Here is a 17553-nt window from a genome sequence, read left to right on the forward strand (position 1 = left end):
TTGCAATTGCGCCCGGCAGCCGGCACGCATTGATCGGACCGAACGGCGCCGGCAAGACCACGCTGGTGCAGGCCTTGACCGGCGGCATCAGGTCGTCATCCGGCCGCGTCCTGCTCGGCGGCCACGACGTCACGGAGATGCGCGAATATCAGCGCGTCCGCAGCGGCCTTTCGCGCACCTACCAGATCAATCAGCTGTTCGCAGGCCTGACGGTTGCCGAGAACGTGGCGCTGGCGATTATCGAGCGCGAGCGCAAATCCACGGTGTTCTGGCGCCGCGCCGCGCGTGACAGTGCCGTGGCCGACGAGGTGCAGAATCATCTTGCCTTCGTCAACCTGGCTGGCCATGCGCACCGGCCGGTGCGCGAGCTCGCCTACGGGCAGCAGCGCCTGCTGGAGATCGCGATCGCGCTGGCGACGCGGCCACGCGTGCTGCTGCTGGATGAGCCGGCCGCGGGCGTACCCGCCGCGCAGAGCGAGGGGATCTTCGAGCGGCTCAGTGACTTGCCCGATGATCTCACGCTGCTGTTTGTCGAGCACGACATGAACCTGGTGTTTCGTTTCGCAGAGCGTATCACCGTGCTCGCGGCGGGCCGAGTCCTCGCCGAAGGCGCGCCGGCGGACATCTCGGCAAACGATCAGGTGAGGGAGGCCTATCTCGGCAGGCGAGGGCATCATGCCGCTGCTTGAGATCGACAATCTCACCGCGGGATATGGCGACGCTGTCGTGCTCGAGAGCTTGAGCCTACAGGTGGACAAAGGCGAATGCCTGGCGGTGCTCGGCCGCAATGGCGTCGGCAAGACCACGCTGATGCTGGCGATCATGGCCCATGCCCGCCGTTTCGACGGCCGCTTGCGCTTCGGCGGACAGGACATCACGATGCTCCCAGCGAACCGCCGCGCCGGCCTCGGCCTTGGCTGGGTGCCGCAGGAGCGTGACATCTTCGCCTCACTCACGGTCGAGGAAAATCTGCGCGTCGCCGCGCATCACGGCAGCCGCTTCGCTCTCGCCGATATCTATCGGCTGTTTCCCAGGTTGCGCGAGCGCCGGCGGAATGATGGCGACCGGCTGTCCGGTGGCGAGCAGCAGATGCTGGCGATTGGCCGCGCCCTGATGACGGGACCGAAATTGCTGCTGCTCGATGAGCCGTTCGAGGGGCTGGCGCCCGTGATCGTCGACGAGCTCGAGGATACGTTTGCATCGCTGCGGCGCGACCACGGTTTTGCGGTGATCCTGGTCGAGCAGCGGGCCGAGGACGTGTTGCGGCTGTCGGATCGCGCTGTTGTGCTTGATCGGGGACGGATGGTGCTGGAAGGCGCATCATCCGACCTGCTGGCCGACATCGATCAGGTCCGTCGCTGGATCGCGGTGTGAGAGAGGAAAGACGAATGCGCTCCGAATTGCTTGCCGACACCATGGCCGACATGACGGCGACAATGGTTGCTGCAGCCGCGGCGCGCGGCGCGGCCGTGCTGCTTCCAATCGGCGTGATCGAGGCGCATGGTCCGCATCTGCCCACCGGCACCGACGCCTATATCGCGCTGGCGCTGTGTCGGTCGACGCAGCGCTATGCGGCGGCAGCCGGCCGCGAGACGCTGATTGCGCCGCCGTATTATTGGGGCATCAACGGCGTGCTCGGCGAGTTCACCGGCAGTTTTCGGATCAGGGCGGAGACGGCGGCCGCGCTGCTGACCGACGTGTTGGACTCACTTGCGGCCAACGGCTTGCCGAACATCTACGTTGTCAGCCACCACGGCGATCGCGCCCACAACGAGATGATCCTCGGAGTGTTGCAACAGGCGCATGCGAAGGGACTAACCGGTGCGCGCTGGCTCTATGCGCCGCGACGCTGGGCCATGATGGGACGGCTCGGCCAGACCGGCGGCGAGCCGATCTGGGTCCCGTGGGAGCCGACGCCGGCGCTCGACGCATTCCGCACCACCGGTGTGTTCGGCGTCCATGCCGATGAGTATGAGACCGCGGCCATGGTCCGATATTTCCCCGAGACGGTGGACTATGCGGCACTGCGCAGCCTGCCGCCGACACCGCTGACCGAGCAGGATCTCCCCGAATGGCGCAAGGGTGGTGAGTCCGCGCGGCGGCTGACGCCCGGCGGCTATTTCGGTGCGCCCAATCCGATCGATCCCGATCTCTGGCGTCATTATGACGAGACGGCCAAGATCATGGCCGCCGCGATCGCGACAAACAGCTAGGGCGGTTTCAGCGCGGCGATCAGCATCAGGCCGACCGCGATAGACGCGGCACAGACGAGCCGTCGTCGCGTTGCCGGCTCGCCCAGGAACAGCACGCCGATCAGCGTCGCAAACAGCACGCTGCATTCGCGGAACGCGACGACGTTGGCGATCGGATTGCGGCTCAAGGCCCAGAGGAACACGGCAAACGACGTCAGTCCCAGGACGCCGGCGATACCGACCGACATTCGTGCGGCTCTGATCTCGACGAGCATCTTGGAGCCGCGCAGTACCAATGCCACCGCGAAGAAGCTGAGGCTGTCGAGCACGATGATCCAGGCCGTGAACGAGCCCCAGCCTTCCGCCTGGCGCGTGCCGGCGGCGTCGGTCACGGAGTAGCCCGCGACCATCGCGGCGGCGCAGATCGCAGCGAGCAGGGCGCTGCGGCTGAAGCGGCCGTGGCTGCGGTCGACTGCCAGGCCGAGGATTCCGGCTGCGATGATCAGGATGGCTGCGAACTGGCTGAGGCCGGGCAGTTGCCGCAGCGTGAGATAGGCGATGACGGTGGCGAACAGCGGCACGGTGCCGCGCGCGATCGGATAGGAGCGGCCGAACTCGGCGGAGCGATAGGCCATCGCGAGGCTCACCTTGTAGCCGGCGTGCAGCACGAGCGAGGCGAGGATGATCAGCCAGGTGGCGCCGGACGGCATCGGCAGGACGAACAGCCACGGCAATGTCAGCGCCGCGCTGACCAGCCCCATGCCGGCCAGGATGGCAAGCCCGCTGCCGGTCTTCACCATCGCATGCCAGCTCGCATGCAACAGCCCCGCGAGCAGCATCAAGAGCGCCGCGCGTGGATCCAAGCGCGTCAGGCCTCGCCTTGCCAGGCGGACGGCACGAAGAACGGCGTCATGTCGCGAACGAAGGCCTGTCGCGAGATGATGCGGCTCGATGGCGAGATCGGCAGCTGCTCCCATTCCGTCTTGTCGACGAACTTCAACGATGCGATCTCCTCGCCGTCCGGCGCCAGCGCGCCGCCGACGATCACGGCCTCGAATGCGATCACCGTGTAGTAGGTCAGGTCGCCGTTCGGGTAGCGGATCAGGAATTCGGGGCCGCCGAACACGCCGATCAGCCGTTGCGGCCGCGTCAGCAGGCCGGTCTCTTCGAAGCACTCGCGCACCGCCGCATCCGCCGGATGCTCCTCCGGATCGATCGCGCCGCCCGGCAGCGTCCATTGTGCGGTCTCGGCGTCGCGCCCGAGCAGCAGCCGATTCTCGGCGTCAAAGATCGAAATCGACACTGCAGTCGTTGCCAGCAGGTCGTGGCCGATCTTGTCGCGAACGGCTTTCATATGGTCGGAGATGGGCATTCGGCTGGACCGGTCTCGAGAGCAGGAAGCAGCTCTCGCTTGCCGGAGCGGTGACGGAGCGTCAAGGCGGCGGCGCGCACCGCCGTCAGGCCAGACAGCCTGCCGAAGAGTTCAAATTATCGGGCTGGATTGATCGCGAGCCAGTTCGAACCTGTAGAGGGGCGAATTGGCTCCCCGGGCTGGGATCGAACCAGCGACCATTCGATTAACAGTCGAATGCTCTACCGCTGAGCTACCGAGGAACAGGCGAACCAAATGTTCGCGAGCGGGGCTGCATATAACAAAGCCTTTTCGCCTTGCATAGAAGGAAATCGCCTCTCGTGGGACATTCCCCGCGACGAATGAAAAACCGCGTCCGAACAGGGGGTTATGGAGAAAATTTCGATCCGGACAATGGCGTTCGCCCACAGCAGGATGACGGGAATTTCACTAGGAGTGGCTCTAGTCGGCGATCATATTTGCGGTGCGAATTGCAATCGTCGGGGGTCCTGGAGGTGATTCTATGCCAAGCACCGATATCGAGTTTGTTCGCGGCGTCAGCGCGCCGCCTTTGATTCCCACGGGGATATCGACTCTCAGCGATCAGGAATGCGTGGAGCGTCTCGCACATACCGTCGAGGAACATGATTCCGGGCATTTGGACGAGCTGGCGCAGCTGCTCGGACGGCTTGCGGTCGTGATCGAATAAGGCGGCTGTCGGCAATGGGCGGCGGCGGACAAGTCCGGCCGCCCATCGTGATCGTCATGTTGCGTTTTCACATGGCTTGTACCAAAAGATGGCGAAGCTCCTCCGCGGCTCATTCCGCAACGCTTATCTGCAGGTCTGCCCATGTCCGCCTTTGCGACTGCGCGCCAGAAAATGGTCGATGGCCAGGTGCGTACCAGTGACGTCACCGATCACCGTTTGCTCGACGCAATGCTGACAGTGCCGCGCGAGGCGTTCGTGCCCGCGGACCGGCAGGGCATGGCCTATCTCGATCTCGATCTCGACGTGTCAGCGGCTGGCGGGGTGAAGCGCTACCTTGTGAAGCCGATGCTGACGGCACGGTTGCTTCAGGCCGCCGAGATCAAGCCGACCGATCGAGTCCTGGTCGTCGGCTGCGCCACCGGTTATGCCGCGGCGATCGCGGCAAAACTCGCAGCGCAGGTGACGGCTACGGAAAGCGAGCCGGCCGTCGAAGCAGATGCCAGGCAGCTTGCTGCCAAGCTCGGTCTGGCCAATGTCACGGTCAAGCTCGCCTCCGCCGCGGTGGGCGACCCGACCGATCAGCATTACGACGTGATTCTGTTGAATGGGGCGACCGGGGTTGCCGTGGATGGGCTGTGCCGCCAACTCGAAAACGGTGGCCGTCTGGTCGGCGTGTTCGCCACCAGCAAACCGGCGCGCGCGATGATTGTCACCCGATCGCATGATGATTTCGGTGCCCGGGTATTGTTCGACGCTACTGCGCCGATTTTGCCCGGCCTGGAGCCGGTGCCGGCATTCACCTTCTGATATCAGCTGCCGATCTTGCGGCCTCTCTGCCGCGGGTGAAATTCCCCCGAAATCGTCAGCTTCCAGCGTCGGGGCCCGCCTCAGCAACGGCGCCATGACCGATGTGTTCGGGCGCGTATGCGCGGCCGCCGTCATCCATCTGCCAAAGTGTTTGTGACTGATGGAGTTCTTCCGATAAACCGGAACCTCCGCGGACCGACTCGGCCATTGAGTCGGTCTCTTGGCGTTCATCGGCCTAAATTCTGTTTGAAATCAGAAGTGTGGCCCGGATGCTGCAGGTGCAGAGTTTCCGCATCAGTTCCGCCGCGAGGTGGTTCCGTCGCGCTTGCATGGGGAATAAGGTGCAGCAGTGCGCGGGAGTCTCATTTGGTCTTACTACCCGGCTTTGGCGTAAGCCGGTGACAAACATGAATGGAACAGGGATGTTTGGCGTGAAGGTCGTCACCGCAGCGGCGGCTGTGGTCCTCCTGATGGCTTGTGCGGGCCCGACGCCTGCGCTCGCCGATACGATTGAGGCTGCGCTGGTTCGTGCCTATCAGAATAATCCGCAGCTCAACGCCCAGCGCGCAGCGGTCCGATCGACCGATGAGAACGTGCCGCAGGCCTTGTCCGGCTACCGACCGAAGGTCGCTCTCACCGCCTCAGGCGGCTACCAGTATCAAGATATTCAGCTCACTCCAGGAACCGCACCCGCGCACGGCACGACAGTGCCTCATAGTGTGGGCCTGACGGTAAGTCAGACCGTCTACAACGGCAATCAGACCGCGAATAAAACGCGCGCGGCCGAGAGTCAGGTTTCCGGAGCGCGCGAAGCTTTGCGCGTTCTGGAGCAGACCGTGCTGCTGCAGGCCGCCACGATCTACATGGATTACTTGCGCGACTCGGCGATCGTGGAGGTTCAACGCAGTAATACCCGCGTGCTCGAGCAGACCCTTAAGCAAACCCAGGACCGCTTCAATGTCGGCGAGGTGACGCGCACCGACGTCGCGCAGTCTGAAGCCCAGCTCGCGGCTGGTCGTACGCAACAGCTCACGGCCGAATCGAATTTGACAACGACGCGCTCGAACTTCCGCCGAATCATCGGAAACGAACCGGTCAGTCTGGCACCGGGCTCGCCGGTCGATCGGTTCCTGCCGAAATCGCTGCAGCAGTCGGTCGACGTCAGCCTCACCGAAAATCCTAACGTCACGGCTGCGATGTTCGGCATCGACGTCAACTTCCTCCAGGTGAAGGTCAACGAGGGCGCGCTGCTGCCGACGATCACTGTGCAGGCCTCTGCGCAGCAAGCCAACGAGCAGACGATCCAGTCATATCGCACCTTCGGTGCGTCCGCGGTCGCCCAGCTCTCGGTTCCGATCTATAACGGCGGTGCAGAATACTCGCTGATCCGGCAGTCGAAGGAAACGCTGGCGCAGCAGCGCCTCAACCTCGAGACGACGCGCGACCAGACCCGCGCCAATGTCGTCACGACGTGGGGACAGCTCGTCGCAGGCAAGGCCCAGGTGTCCTCGGCACAGGCACAGGTGACGGCCTCGGAGATCGCACTCAACGGCGTGCGCGAGGAGGCCAAGGCAGGCCAGCGCACCACGCTCGATGTGCTGAACGCACAGCAGGCGCTGGTCAACGCGCGCGTCGCGTTGGTGACGGCGCAGCACGACCGCGTCGTGGCGTCTTATTCGGTGCTCAATTCGGTCGGGCGCCTGTCGCCGCAGGTGCTCAATCTGCCGACCACCACCTACGACCCAAGCGTCCACTATCAGCAGGTTCGCGACAGCTGGGCAGGCGTGCGGACACCCGACGGCCGCTGACGCCTGATGCAGTGAATATGAGGTCCTGCGAGGCGGTGACATCACCTCGCAGGAACCTCTCTAACTGATAGCAGACCTCGAATTCACGGCCGCATCGGCGTGGCTGATTGCGTAGGCTTCATTGCTGCGAGGTCCTGCAGAAGTCGCGCGCTCCAGATGATCCAAGCATCGGAAATCCGGCACGAGGTTGAACCACCGAGCCAGTGCCTTGGCCATCGGCTGAGGATCCGGCGGCGCAGGCCGAGGTTGTATCCGTAAAAGGCACGTGACGATGCCGTCAGAGGTTGTGGCCCGTCTGCGTCGATCTGTTCCTAACTCGATCCGCTCCACTGGTTCGCGGCGAGCGTTGCTTGCAATCATTTGTTGCCATGACATAGCCTCAAAAAGGCCGCGGAGCGATTCGCAGCGCGTCGGATCATCTTCGTTAATGGATCTCCGATACGGAACGCATTGCTCTGCTCCTCCCGTGCCGAGCCCTGCGTATAGGGAGCTGAGTGAGCGGTGGGTGACGTGAGATCCAAACCTGTTGGATCCGGGGGCTGCGAATCCTGCCATGATTGGGTTAAGAGGACGCGTGCGATGGCGTCGCTGATTTGGAGTCGGAAATGACGCAGCCCGCGAAGGTCCAAGAACCCTCGATGGAGGAGATTCTTGCGTCGATCCGGCGCATTATCGCCGACGACGAAGGCAAGGCGCCTGCCGCTGAAAAGCAGGCGGTGGCACCGGAGCCCGCGAAGGTTGAAAAGCCGGCAGCGGCTGCGGCCAAGCAGCCGGCCATGAAAGACATTCCTCCGTCGAAGATTCCAGCCGCGGTGGCGGCCACGGCAAAGCCGGCGCCGCCAGCGCCCGCTGCTCCGCCGCCGGCCGCACCGGCCAGCAACAATCAGGACGACATCGACGCACTTTTGGCGGGGTTGGACGAGACAACGACTCCCGAAGAAGTCAGACCGGCGCAACCGGAGCCTGAAGCTGAAGTACTCGAGTTGACGGACGATATGGCAGTGGCACCCCCGATTTCCGCCCCTAGCACACCACCGGCTTCCTTCCGCAAGGTGGAGCCGCAGGATGACATCGAGTTCATCGATCCGGCCTCGCGGGCCGTCCCCAGGGCAGCGCCCGCCGCTTCCTATGCGCCGCCGTCGGCTTTCGAGGCCAGCGCCCGGCAGGCGATCCTGTCGCAGAACACGGTCAGTTCCGTGGAATCGGCGTTCAACGCGCTCGCCAACACGGTGCTCAGCAACAACGCCCGGACCCTGGAGGATCTCGTCAAGGAGATGCTGCGGCCGATGCTGAAGGCCTGGCTCGACGACAATCTGCCGGCCCTGGTCGAGCGGATCGTGAAGGCCGAGATCGAGCGGGTCTCGCGCGGTCGCTGACAGCGGATGCCGCGTGGCGGGCAAGCAGGGTCCACAGTCCCTGCGCGGCATGGCAGCAGCTCATCCCCAGACGCTGTTGACTTGGCGCGTCCCGGCGGCTCTTTACCCCGTAACAGCCGGTGCCGGCCAATTGATCCCGTGTCATCGCGTGGATGACCGGGCGCCAATACAAAAAGAGCCCTGAAATCATTAGCTTGTGGGCACACCATCATGTCCGTCGGAGGACATGAGCGGATTGTCCATTTGGGCCAACGAACCTTGGAAGGGCCGGACCTGTGCCGGCCGTGCACGCCATGATCGAGAAAAACTATCAGCCCGCCGATATCGAAGGCCGTATGTCCCTGGTCTGGGAGGATGCCCGCGCCTTCAGCGCCGGCCGTCCCGACCGGCGCGAGGCCGAACCGTTCACGATCGTGATCCCGCCGCCGAACGTGACGGGCTCGCTGCATATGGGCCACGCCCTCAACAATACGCTGCAGGACATTCTCTGCCGCTTCGAGCGTATGCGCGGCCGGGATGTGCTGTGGCAGCCCGGCACCGACCATGCCGGCATCGCCACCCAGATGGTGGTCGAGCGCCAGCTTATGGAACGGCAGCAGCCGGGCCGTCGCGAGATGGGCCGCGAGAAATTCCTCGCGCGCGTCTGGCAGTGGAAGGACGAGAGCGGCGGCACCATCCTCAACCAGCTGAAGCGGCTCGGCGCTTCCTGCGACTGGAGCCGCGAACGTTTCACCATGGACGAAGGCCTCTCGAAGGCGGTGGTGAAGGTGTTCGTCGCGCTGCACCGCGATGGACTGATCTACAAGGACAAGCGGCTGGTTAATTGGGACCCCAAGCTGCTGACCGCGATCTCCGATCTTGAAGTGCAGCAGACCGAGGTCAAGGGGCATCTCTGGTACTTGCGTTATCCGCTCGAAGGCAAAGCCTTCAATCCGGAAGATCCCACGACCTTCATCGTGGTTGCCACCACGCGGCCCGAGACCATGCTCGGCGACACCGCGGTCGCGGTGAACCCCGAGGATGAGCGCTATCAGCACCTGATCGGCAAGCGCGTCGTGCTGCCGCTGGTCGGCCGCGAGATCCCGATCGTCGGCGATACCTATTCCGATCCTGAGAAAGGTTCGGGCGCGGTCAAGATCACGCCCGCGCACGACTTCAACGACTTCGAGGTCGGCCGTCGTCACGGCCTGCCGCAGATCAGCGTGCTCGACAAGGAAGGCTGCCTCGCCCTTGTCGACAACGAGGACTATCTGCGTGGCCTGCCCGAGGGGTCGGAAGAGTTCGCCCGTGAATTCCACGGCGTCGAGCGCTTCGCCGCGCGCAAGAGGATCGTCGAACGGCTGGAGAATTTCGGCTTCCTGGAGCGCATCGAGCCCAATATCCACATGGTGCCGCATGGCGACCGCTCCGGCGTCGTGATCGAGCCGTTCCTCACCGACCAATGGTATGTCGACGCCAAGACTCTGGCGCAGCCCGCGATCGCGGCGGTGAAGTCGGGCACGACGGCGTTTGTCCCGAAAAATTGGGAGAAGACCTATTTCGACTGGATGGAGAACATCCAGCCCTGGTGCATCTCGCGCCAGCTCTGGTGGGGCCACCAGATCCCAGCCTGGTACGGTCCGGACGGCAAGGTGTTCGTTGCTGAGACCGAAGAGGAAGCGGTCGGCAACGCCATCGGCTACTACGTCGAGCAGGAGGTCATTACGCCCGAGCAGGGCAGGGAGATGGCGCTCGATCGCAACAAACGCGAGGGCTTCATCACCCGCGATGAAGACGTGCTCGACACTTGGTTTTCCTCGGCGCTGTGGCCGTTCTCGACGCTCGGCTGGCCGGAGGATGCGCCGGAGGTGAATCGCTATTATCCGACCAACGTGCTGGTCACTGGTTTCGACATCATCTTCTTCTGGGTCGCCCGGATGATGATGATGGGCCTGCATTTCATGAAGGAGGCGCCGTTCTCGACGGTCTACATCCATGCGCTCGTCCGCGACGAGAAGGGCGCCAAGATGTCGAAGTCGAAGGGCAACGTCATCGATCCGCTGGCGCTGATCGACGAGCACGGCGCCGACGCGCTGCGCTTCACCTTGGCCGCGATGGCCGCCCAGGGCCGCGATATCAAGCTCTCCACCCAGCGCGTCGAAGGCTACCGCAAGTTCGCCAACAAGCTCTGGAACGCCAGCCGCTTCGCCGAGATGAATGGCTGCGCGGTGCCCGAGGGCTTCGATCCGGCCAAGGCGAAGGAGACCATCAACCGCTGGATCGCGCACGAGACCGCCGCCGTCACCCGCGAGGTCACCGAGGCGCTTGAGGCTTATCGCTTCAATGACGCGGCGAATGCGATCTACCGCTTCGTCTGGGATGTCTATTGCGACTGGTACGTCGAGCTCTCCAAACCGACCCTGCTCGGCGCCGACGGTCCCGCCAAGGCCGAGACGCAGGCGATGGTGGCCTGGGCGCGCGACGAGATCCTCAAGCTGCTCCATCCCTTCATGCCCTTCATCACGGAGGCGCTGTGGGAGACCACCGCGAGCCGCGAAGGCCTGCTGGCGCTCGCCCCCTGGCCGCACCGCGTCGAGGTGCCGAGCGCGGAAGAGATCGCGATGCTGTCGGCATCGAGCTTCAATGACCCGCTGGTGCCGCCGATCCTGATCGGCTTCGATGCCGCGAACTTCAAGGACGAGGCGGCCGAGGCCGAGATCGGCTGGGTGGTCGATCTCATCACCGCGATTCGTTCGGTGCGTGCCGAGATGAGCATTCCGCCGGCAACCTTGCTTGGGCTGACCCTGGTCGGCGCTTCCGACGCGACCAGGGAGCGGGCGCCGCGCTGGAGCGACGTCATTAAGCGCATGGCGCGGCTCAACGACATCTCCTTTGCCGACCGCGCGCCGGAGGGCTCGGCCCAACTCGTCGTGCGCAGCGAGGTCGTGGCCTTGCCGCTCAAGGGCGTCATCGATCTCGCCGCCGAACGCACGCGCCTTTCCAAAGAGATCGCCAAGGCCGACGCCGACATCAAGCGCGTCGACACCAAGCTCGCCAACGACAAGTTCGTGGCCAATGCGCCCGAGGAGCTCGTCGAGGAGGAGAAGGAGAAGCGCGAGGCGGCGATGGCCCGCAAGGCCAAGTTCGAGGAGGCGCTGGAGCGGCTGGCTGGCGTGGCGTAGGCCACCTCTCTCCATCGTCATTGCGAGGCGCGTCAGCGCCGAAGCAATCCAGAATCCTAACGGGGCACTGGATTGCTTCGCTTCGCTCGCAATGACGGCAGCGGTGTAGCCGCAAACGGCTTGCTCACGAACTTCGAGTCTTTCAACCCGTAGCGCCAGGGCAGCTCGACGGCCTTGGTGATGCCGATGCGGATCCCGGTGACGACCTCGACATCGGCCTTGCGGGCGTAGAGCGCGAGCGGGGCCGCATCCAGCGCCAGCCCATTGTGGGCGTGGGTGATTCCCATCGCCTCGGTCAGCTTGCCGGGCCCGGAGCACAGCGTGCGGATATCCTCTAGGCCCCGCCGTCGCTGCATCGCTTCGATGCCGTCGGTCGGCTCGATCGCCCGGATCAGCACCGCGCTCGCCGATCCCGCCCGCTCGCAGACGAAGTTTACGCACCAATGGATGCCGTAGGAGCGATAGACATAGACATAGCCCGGCGGGCCGAACATGACCCGGTTGCGCTCCGTCGGGCCGCGGTAGGAGTGCGCCGCCGGGTCGGTGTGGTGATAGGCCTCGACCTCGACGATGATGCCGCCGACGCCGCCGACCAGGAAGGTCGCGCCGATCAGCTCGGGCGCCACCTCGTGCACGCTGCGGTCGAAGAAGGCACGGGTCAGGCGCTTGCCTTTCGCGGGACCGCGGGGCCGTGAGACTGCGGGGGTGGGGTGCGGTTTTCGAACCATTTTGAGGGGAATCAGTGCGGGATATTGGCGGGAATGCTGCCCATATCTGCCATGTCCTGCTAGGCTCGGCGAGCCGGTTGCAGGCAGCCGCGGTACGGAATAGCTAGGGCGCGACAGCCCATTGCTGGAATCCCCATGGTCACCATCGTCGACACCATCTCCAATTCGCCGCTGCGCCCCCGTCACCCGGAAAAGGTGAACCGGCCGGACTCCGTTTCGCCCCAGAAGCCGAGCTGGATCCGCGTCAAGGCGCCGGCCGGCCGCGGCTACGCCGATACCCGCAACATCGTCCGCGAGAACGGCCTCGTCACGGTGTGCGAGGAGGCCGGCTGCCCGAATATCGGCGAGTGCTGGGACAAGAAGCACGCCACCTTCATGATCATGGGTGACACCTGCACCCGGGCCTGCGCCTTCTGCAACGTCAAGACCGGCATGCCGCAGGCGCTCGATGCCAGCGAGCCCGCCCATGTCGCGGAGGCGACCTTCAAGCTCGGGCTTGCCCATGTCGTCGTCACCTCGGTCGATCGCGATGATCTCGCGGATGGCGGCGCGGCCCACATCGCCGCGACCATCCGCGCCATCCGCGCGACGTGCCCGTCCACGACGATCGAGGTGCTGACCCCGGACTTCCTGCGCAAGGACGGCGCGCTGGAGCTGGTGGTCGCGGCCAAGCCCGACGTCTTCAACCACAATCTCGAGACCGTGCCGTCGCGCTATCTTTCGGTGCGGCCGGGTGCGCGCTACTTTCATTCGATCCGGCTGCTGCAACGGGTCAAGGAGCTTGATCCCACCATCTTTACCAAGTCCGGCATCATGGTGGGCCTGGGCGAGGAGCGCCACGAGGTGCTGCAGGTGATGGACGACCTGCGCTCGGCCGAGGTCGATTTCCTCACCATCGGCCAGTACCTGCAGCCGACCCGCAAGCACCACGCCGTGATGCGCTACGTCACGCCGGATGAGTTTTCCGGCTACGAGACCGTCGCCTACACCAAGGGTTTCCTGATGGTGTCGGCGAGCCCGCTGACGCGCTCGTCGCATCATGCCGGCGACGATTTCGCCAAGCTGAAGGCCGCGCGCGCCGCAATCGCGCGCTGAGACATCATGCCGAGGTTCTCCAACAAGCGCCGGGTCCAGCACACGGCGGACCAGATGTTCGATCTCGTCGCCGACGTCGAGCGCTATCCGGAATTCGTGCCGTTGTGTTCGGCACTGAAGATCCGTCAGCGCAACGCCAAGCCTGACGGCACCGAGGTGATCGTCGCCGACATGACGGTGTCGTTCAAGCTGGTAAAGGAGACCTTCAGCAGCCGCGTCACGCTCGATCGCGCCGGCCGCAAGATCCTGGTCGAATATGTCAGCGGGCCGTTCTCGACCTTGGAGAACCGCTGGACTTTCGAACCCAAAGAAGAGGGCGCCTGCGACGTCGGCTTCTTCATTGCCTATGAGTTCAAAAGCCGGATGCTGGCGATGCTGATGGGCACCATGTTCGACACCGCCTTCGCTCGCCTCTCCGCCGCGTTCGAGAAGCGCGCCGACGCGATCTATGGCAAGAAGCCCGCGGCGTCGTCTTAGGCGGCACACGATCCGTTTTGACACTGCACGATTCCGCCGCGTCGTCATTGCGAGCGAAGCGAAGCAATCCAGTTTTGCCAAGAGAGTCTGGATTGCTTCGTCGCTGACGCTCCTCGCAATGACGGCGGAAAGACCTGCGGTCATTCTATCCACGTTTTCAAACAGCGGATGCACGTCCGCGGTCCCGCGGCGTGGTCGCGCCCGAGTCCTGCGGAGCGAATGCCCTCGAAAAGCAGAGGAGGGCGCAGGGAATGCCGGGTGAAGGCTTCACCCATGGCCTGCGTGCGAAAAGAATGCACGCAGCGGTTACCACAGGTTCAGCCGATCATCCGGCATTCCCCGCGCGATGGGTTACGGCTTATACGCGCTCTCCTTGGGGACCGGCTTATTGCCCCCTGCGCCAACCGCGTGAACGCGGTTCGCGTACGGCCTCAGCACCGGGAGGCCAGGACCACACGATTTCGCCGTCCGCATCAAAAGCCGTTCGTCGTACGGCTCGATGCGGCCACCGCTTCCCCGCCTCACGTGTCGTGACGATCGCGATACGCCCCTCCTGCCGAGGCGGGATGGCGCGAGCGAAACACGATTTCTGTAAAAGAGAAAGATAATTATTTTTGCGCAGGGATCTTGCAGCGAGCGTTCATATTGAAGCCGCTCGCAAAATTGGCGTTTTGACGCAGGCTGCTTGTTGCCGTTCGGCGGCTCAAAGCGGACCTGAAGACCCGCTCACTCGCAACTGATTTGCCCGACGACCGAGGTCTCGAATGGCGGCTGCGAGCTAATAGGCGCGGCGGTGCCGTCGGTGCACTGAGCCGGGCTCCGGCGGATAGGCGGGCGCGTAATACGGATTGACGTCGCACATTGCCGCACGCCCGGATGCTGTCGCCCGGCATTGCTCGATCGAAGTGAAAGTGCAGTCGTGGTATGGCGTGCTGCCGCCCCAGGTCTCGGCGTAGACCGTCATGCAGACCGGGTAGTTCGGATCGTAGCTCTGGGCCTGTGCGGAAGCGGTAAACAGAACCAAGCCGCCGGCCAGCACCATCAAACGCAATTTGCGCATCAAATTCTCCCGTTCGAACTGGCCGTGCGCCGCGCGCATCATTGTAGCGAGTTGTAAGGACAGCTCTGTCGAAATGATAGCAGAACGTCGTGTGAACATCCTTGTCGCGCGGTCGTTCCTTGATGTGCGTGGCAAATTGGCTGCGCGATTTCCGGTGATGATGACAAGCAGCGAGCAGTGCGCTATAGAGCCCGTCATGATTACCACCGTCACCCACCGTTTTTGGTACTTGACGCACCGCAATTTGCGGGCGGCGGGAGGATCGTGCTAAATCTGACACATTGCAGCAAGACATCCGAACAGCCGCCAGATCCTGGCGGCTTTTTTTATGGCTGGCAGGTTCTTCAGAACGCCATGGGGAAGCCTACCATGCTGAGCACCACAAACGATCTTCGCATTGGAAATATCGAGCAATTGCGTCCACCCGACATGGAGCGGGCGCGCAATATGATCGGCCTTCCGCAAGGCGATCCCGGATCATCGACGGCCGCTACATCGGCAAAATCGGCTGCAAATGTCTATCCGTTTGCCAAGCCGGCACGGAATGCCGGACCCGCGCGGCGCGCGCTGGGATGGATCGTGCAGGTCTGGTGGGAGCGATGGCTGGAGCGGCGCTGGTTTGCCCGCGCCTTGCCCTGGATCGCCGACGAGGTGCTCGAGGATTACGGCCTGACCCGGGAGGAAGCGCGAAGGCTGTGCCGCCGCCCGTTCTGGCTGGCGTGAGCGGACGTGTCGAGTAGCGCGTAGAAAAAGATTAGCTAATTTCCCAAGCTTGCGAGTCTACTCGCCTAGTCTACCGAAGGACAATGACAGGCTGCTTGCGCTCGCGCGGTGGTGCACTCAAGGTCCGGTTTTTGGCAACAGATCAAGTCGATCAAGTGGCAGAGTGATCTGACATCTGAGCCCGCCTGGTTCGAAATCGGCCTTCACTTGGCCGTCAAGATCGCGAGCGAGGGTGCGTTCAAGCAGCGTCGACCCGAAGCCTTGGCGTACCGGGGGGTATACGGGTGGCCCACCGATTTCATGCCACACGATGCGAAGCTCAGGCTGCTCGCCGTTGCTTTGGCTCCATTCGACTCGCACCCGCCCTTCGTCGCGAGATAGCGCGCCATATTTTCTCGCGTTCGTGCACAACTCGTGCAGGGCCATCGCCATCGAAACAGCTTGTTTTGGCGAGAGCAGAACCGGCGGTCCCGCCAGCGACACCGCCCCGGCGTTTGCGCCTTTCGTGTCGAGCGCAGTCTCGGCGAGTTCGATCAGGGACGCGTTTTCCCAATTCGCGCTAGTGAGCAAGTCGTGCGCATGGCCCAGTGCGACGAGGCGTCCCTCAAAGGCTTGCCGCGCTTCGGTTGGGTTCGAATCTTTCCGGAACGTTCGATGCGCAATAGCCTGCACGATCGCAAGCGTATTTTTGACTCGATGGTTTAGCTCGTCGACCAACAGCTCGCGAGCCTTCTCCGCTTGCTCGCGCTCGGTGACGTCGACGTTGGCACCGACCATCCCGATGAACTCGCCATCCGCCGCGAACCGTGGATGCGCCCGCGTCTCGAGCGTGCGATACCGGCCCTTCGCGTCGAGGTAACGGCATTTGAGCGTCAAATGGCTCCGCTTCTCAAGAGCAGAGCTAACTCTGCCGAGCGCCAAAGCAGCATCGTCGGGATGCAGCGTGCTACCCCAGTCGAAATCGGCTACCTGCTGCTCCGCGAGTCCCCAGAATTCGCGAAGCATTTGGTTGAGATGGACGCATCTGCCGTTGGGGTCACTGATCCAGATCATGACCGGCGCGCTTTCCGCCATCAGACGGAAACGCTCCTCGGAGGCGCGAAGCTCGATCTCGGCTTGCTTGGCCACGCTGATGTCGTGGGCCACCCCGATGAAGCCCATGTGATTTCCAAGTTCATCGAACCTGGGCTGGGATACGGCCTTGATCCATCGCCAGTCTCCCTTGATGCGCTCGATCCTGAACTCGAGAGCGAAGGGATTGTTGGGAAGCGGCGGGCTGGGACGGACGAGCTCACGCAGCTGCTCGGCTTTCAGAATCGCGTCAGCATCGTCCGGGTGAACGCGATCACGCCAATCCAGAATCAGGGCATGCTCATAGCTCACGCCGAAAAACGCGCAATATGCCTGGTTCACGAACAGCCGCTCGCCATCGAGCTTCGTCATCCACATCGGAATGGGTGCACTATCGGCGATGGTCCGAAACCGTTCCTCGCTTTCTCTGAGTGCCTGTTCGGCAAGTTTGGCGTCTGTCACGTCGGCATGCGCCCCGAGCAAGCGGATCGGCCGTCCGTCCGATTCCCTTTCGATCCGGGCCGCCACGCGCACCCAGCGTGTCTGGCCATCGGAGGGCCGGATGATGCGGTACTCCGTTGCGTAGTCGATGGCGGTGCCCGCCACGGAGTCGAGAAACTGCTGTTCGACCCTCTGTCGGTCGTCCGGGTGGATGCGCGCAAGCCACTCGTCGTGAGGCTCGTTAAACGCCGTCGGCGGCAAACCGTGGATCTTTAGGTATTCGGGTGAGCGGCGGTTTTTGAAGCCTTGTCGAAGGCTGACCTCAACCGCACCGATTCCTGCAATCTGGTGGATGAGTGCAAGTTCTGCCTCCCGCGCCTGAAGCTGCCGGACGAGGTCGTACACGTCGGCTTCGGCTGCCTGTTCAACGGCGCTCAATGACGTATTCCTTGGCCAGTTGTTGCCTTCGGGTTTGAACCACCGAATCAGCCTCGCCCATCATTCCAGCAGTTCCCGGAGGAGGGTGCCACGCGTAAGCTTCTGCCCCTCAAAAG

General features: G+C 63.6%; 16 protein-coding genes and 1 tRNA gene. 11 read left to right on the forward strand and 6 right to left on the reverse strand.

Annotated features, from left to right (window positions below; genetic code table 11):
• The 3 genes from WA702_RS13925 to WA702_RS13935 all read left to right on the forward strand — a co-directional run.
• Positions 1 to 689, forward strand: a 689-nt coding sequence (locus WA702_RS13925; RefSeq protein WP_425111111.1) for an ABC transporter ATP-binding protein, incomplete at its 5' end; no start/stop codon positions are given.
• On the forward strand, positions 673 to 1374 hold the full coding sequence (locus WA702_RS13930; protein WP_425111125.1) for an ABC transporter ATP-binding protein: 702 nt from the start codon (positions 673 to 675) through the stop codon (positions 1372 to 1374). The genes WA702_RS13925 and WA702_RS13930, both read left to right, overlap by 17 nt.
• Positions 1375 to 1388: 14 nt before the next feature.
• Complete coding sequence (locus WA702_RS13935) at positions 1389 to 2213, forward strand: creatininase family protein (protein ID WP_425111112.1); 825 nt, start codon at positions 1389 to 1391, stop codon at positions 2211 to 2213.
• On the opposite strand, the gene WA702_RS13940 is transcribed toward WA702_RS13935, so the two are convergent.
• The 3 genes from WA702_RS13940 to WA702_RS13950 all read right to left on the reverse strand — a co-directional run bounded on the left by WA702_RS13940 (position 2210) and on the right by WA702_RS13950 (position 3806).
• Complete coding sequence (locus tag WA702_RS13940) at positions 2210 to 3055, reverse strand: EamA family transporter (protein ID WP_425111113.1); 846 nt, start codon at positions 3053 to 3055, stop codon at positions 2210 to 2212. The genes WA702_RS13935 and WA702_RS13940 overlap by 4 nt on opposite strands.
• Before the next feature lie 5 nt (positions 3056 to 3060).
• On the reverse strand, positions 3061 to 3564 hold the full coding sequence (locus WA702_RS13945; protein WP_425111114.1) for an NUDIX domain-containing protein: 504 nt from the start codon (positions 3562 to 3564) through the stop codon (positions 3061 to 3063).
• A 167-nt stretch (positions 3565 to 3731) separates the two neighbouring features.
• Positions 3732 to 3806 (reverse strand) — tRNA-Asn (locus WA702_RS13950).
• Positions 3807 to 4066: 260 nt separating this feature from the next.
• On the opposite strand from WA702_RS13950, the gene WA702_RS13955 reads away from it, so the two are divergent.
• From WA702_RS13955 to WA702_RS13975, 5 genes are all read left to right on the forward strand, one after another.
• Positions 4067 to 4252 (forward strand): hypothetical protein, encoded by a 186-nt coding sequence (locus tag WA702_RS13955; RefSeq protein ID WP_425111115.1) that lies wholly within the window; start codon positions 4067 to 4069, stop codon positions 4250 to 4252.
• Between the two features lie 141 nt (positions 4253 to 4393).
• Positions 4394 to 5059: a protein-L-isoaspartate O-methyltransferase family protein gene (locus tag WA702_RS13960; protein WP_425111116.1), complete on the forward strand. Its 666-nt coding sequence runs from the start codon at positions 4394 to 4396 to the stop codon at positions 5057 to 5059.
• Between the two features lie 422 nt (positions 5060 to 5481).
• Entirely contained in the window at positions 5482 to 6867 is a 1386-nt protein-coding gene (locus WA702_RS13965) for a TolC family outer membrane protein (protein WP_425111126.1), read from the forward strand.
• A gap of 605 nt (positions 6868 to 7472) precedes the next feature.
• The gene (locus WA702_RS13970; RefSeq protein ID WP_425111117.1) at positions 7473 to 8243 is read left to right on the forward strand and encodes a PopZ family protein; all 771 of its coding nucleotides are present in this window, start codon (positions 7473 to 7475) and stop codon (positions 8241 to 8243) included.
• Between the two features lie 293 nt (positions 8244 to 8536).
• The gene (locus WA702_RS13975; protein WP_425111118.1) at positions 8537 to 11404 is read left to right on the forward strand and encodes a valine--tRNA ligase; all 2868 of its coding nucleotides are present in this window, start codon (positions 8537 to 8539) and stop codon (positions 11402 to 11404) included.
• Between the two features lie 56 nt (positions 11405 to 11460).
• On the opposite strand, the gene WA702_RS13980 is transcribed toward WA702_RS13975, so the two are convergent.
• Positions 11461 to 12132, reverse strand: a complete 672-nt coding sequence (locus WA702_RS13980) for a DNA-3-methyladenine glycosylase (RefSeq protein WP_425111119.1) — start codon at positions 12130 to 12132, stop codon at positions 11461 to 11463.
• 135 nt (positions 12133 to 12267) lie between these two features.
• Between WA702_RS13980 and lipA the strand changes: the two genes are divergently transcribed.
• Both lipA and WA702_RS13990 read left to right on the forward strand, forming a co-directional pair.
• On the forward strand, positions 12268 to 13227 hold the full coding sequence (gene lipA, locus WA702_RS13985) for a lipoyl synthase (protein WP_425111120.1): 960 nt from the start codon (positions 12268 to 12270) through the stop codon (positions 13225 to 13227).
• 6 nt (positions 13228 to 13233) lie between these two features.
• Positions 13234 to 13704 (forward strand): type II toxin-antitoxin system RatA family toxin, encoded by a 471-nt coding sequence (locus WA702_RS13990; RefSeq protein WP_425111121.1) that lies wholly within the window; start codon positions 13234 to 13236, stop codon positions 13702 to 13704.
• A 778-nt stretch (positions 13705 to 14482) separates the two neighbouring features.
• On the opposite strand, the gene WA702_RS13995 is transcribed toward WA702_RS13990, so the two are convergent.
• Positions 14483 to 14764, reverse strand: a complete 282-nt coding sequence (locus WA702_RS13995; protein ID WP_425111122.1) for a DUF3551 domain-containing protein — start codon at positions 14762 to 14764, stop codon at positions 14483 to 14485.
• Between the two features lie 177 nt (positions 14765 to 14941).
• On the opposite strand from WA702_RS13995, the gene WA702_RS14000 reads away from it, so the two are divergent.
• Positions 14942 to 15487, forward strand: a complete 546-nt coding sequence (locus tag WA702_RS14000; protein ID WP_425111123.1) for a DUF1127 domain-containing protein — start codon at positions 14942 to 14944, stop codon at positions 15485 to 15487.
• Between the two features lie 117 nt (positions 15488 to 15604).
• Here WA702_RS14000 and WA702_RS14005 read toward each other — a convergent pair whose 3' ends face one another.
• On the reverse strand, positions 15605 to 17437 hold the full coding sequence (locus WA702_RS14005; RefSeq protein WP_425111124.1) for a PAS domain S-box protein: 1833 nt from the start codon (positions 17435 to 17437) through the stop codon (positions 15605 to 15607).
• Positions 17438 to 17553 lie beyond the last annotated feature (116 nt).

This window comes from Bradyrhizobium sp. (genome assembly GCF_049798375.1).
Taxonomy (GTDB): domain Bacteria; phylum Pseudomonadota; class Alphaproteobacteria; order Rhizobiales; family Xanthobacteraceae; genus Bradyrhizobium.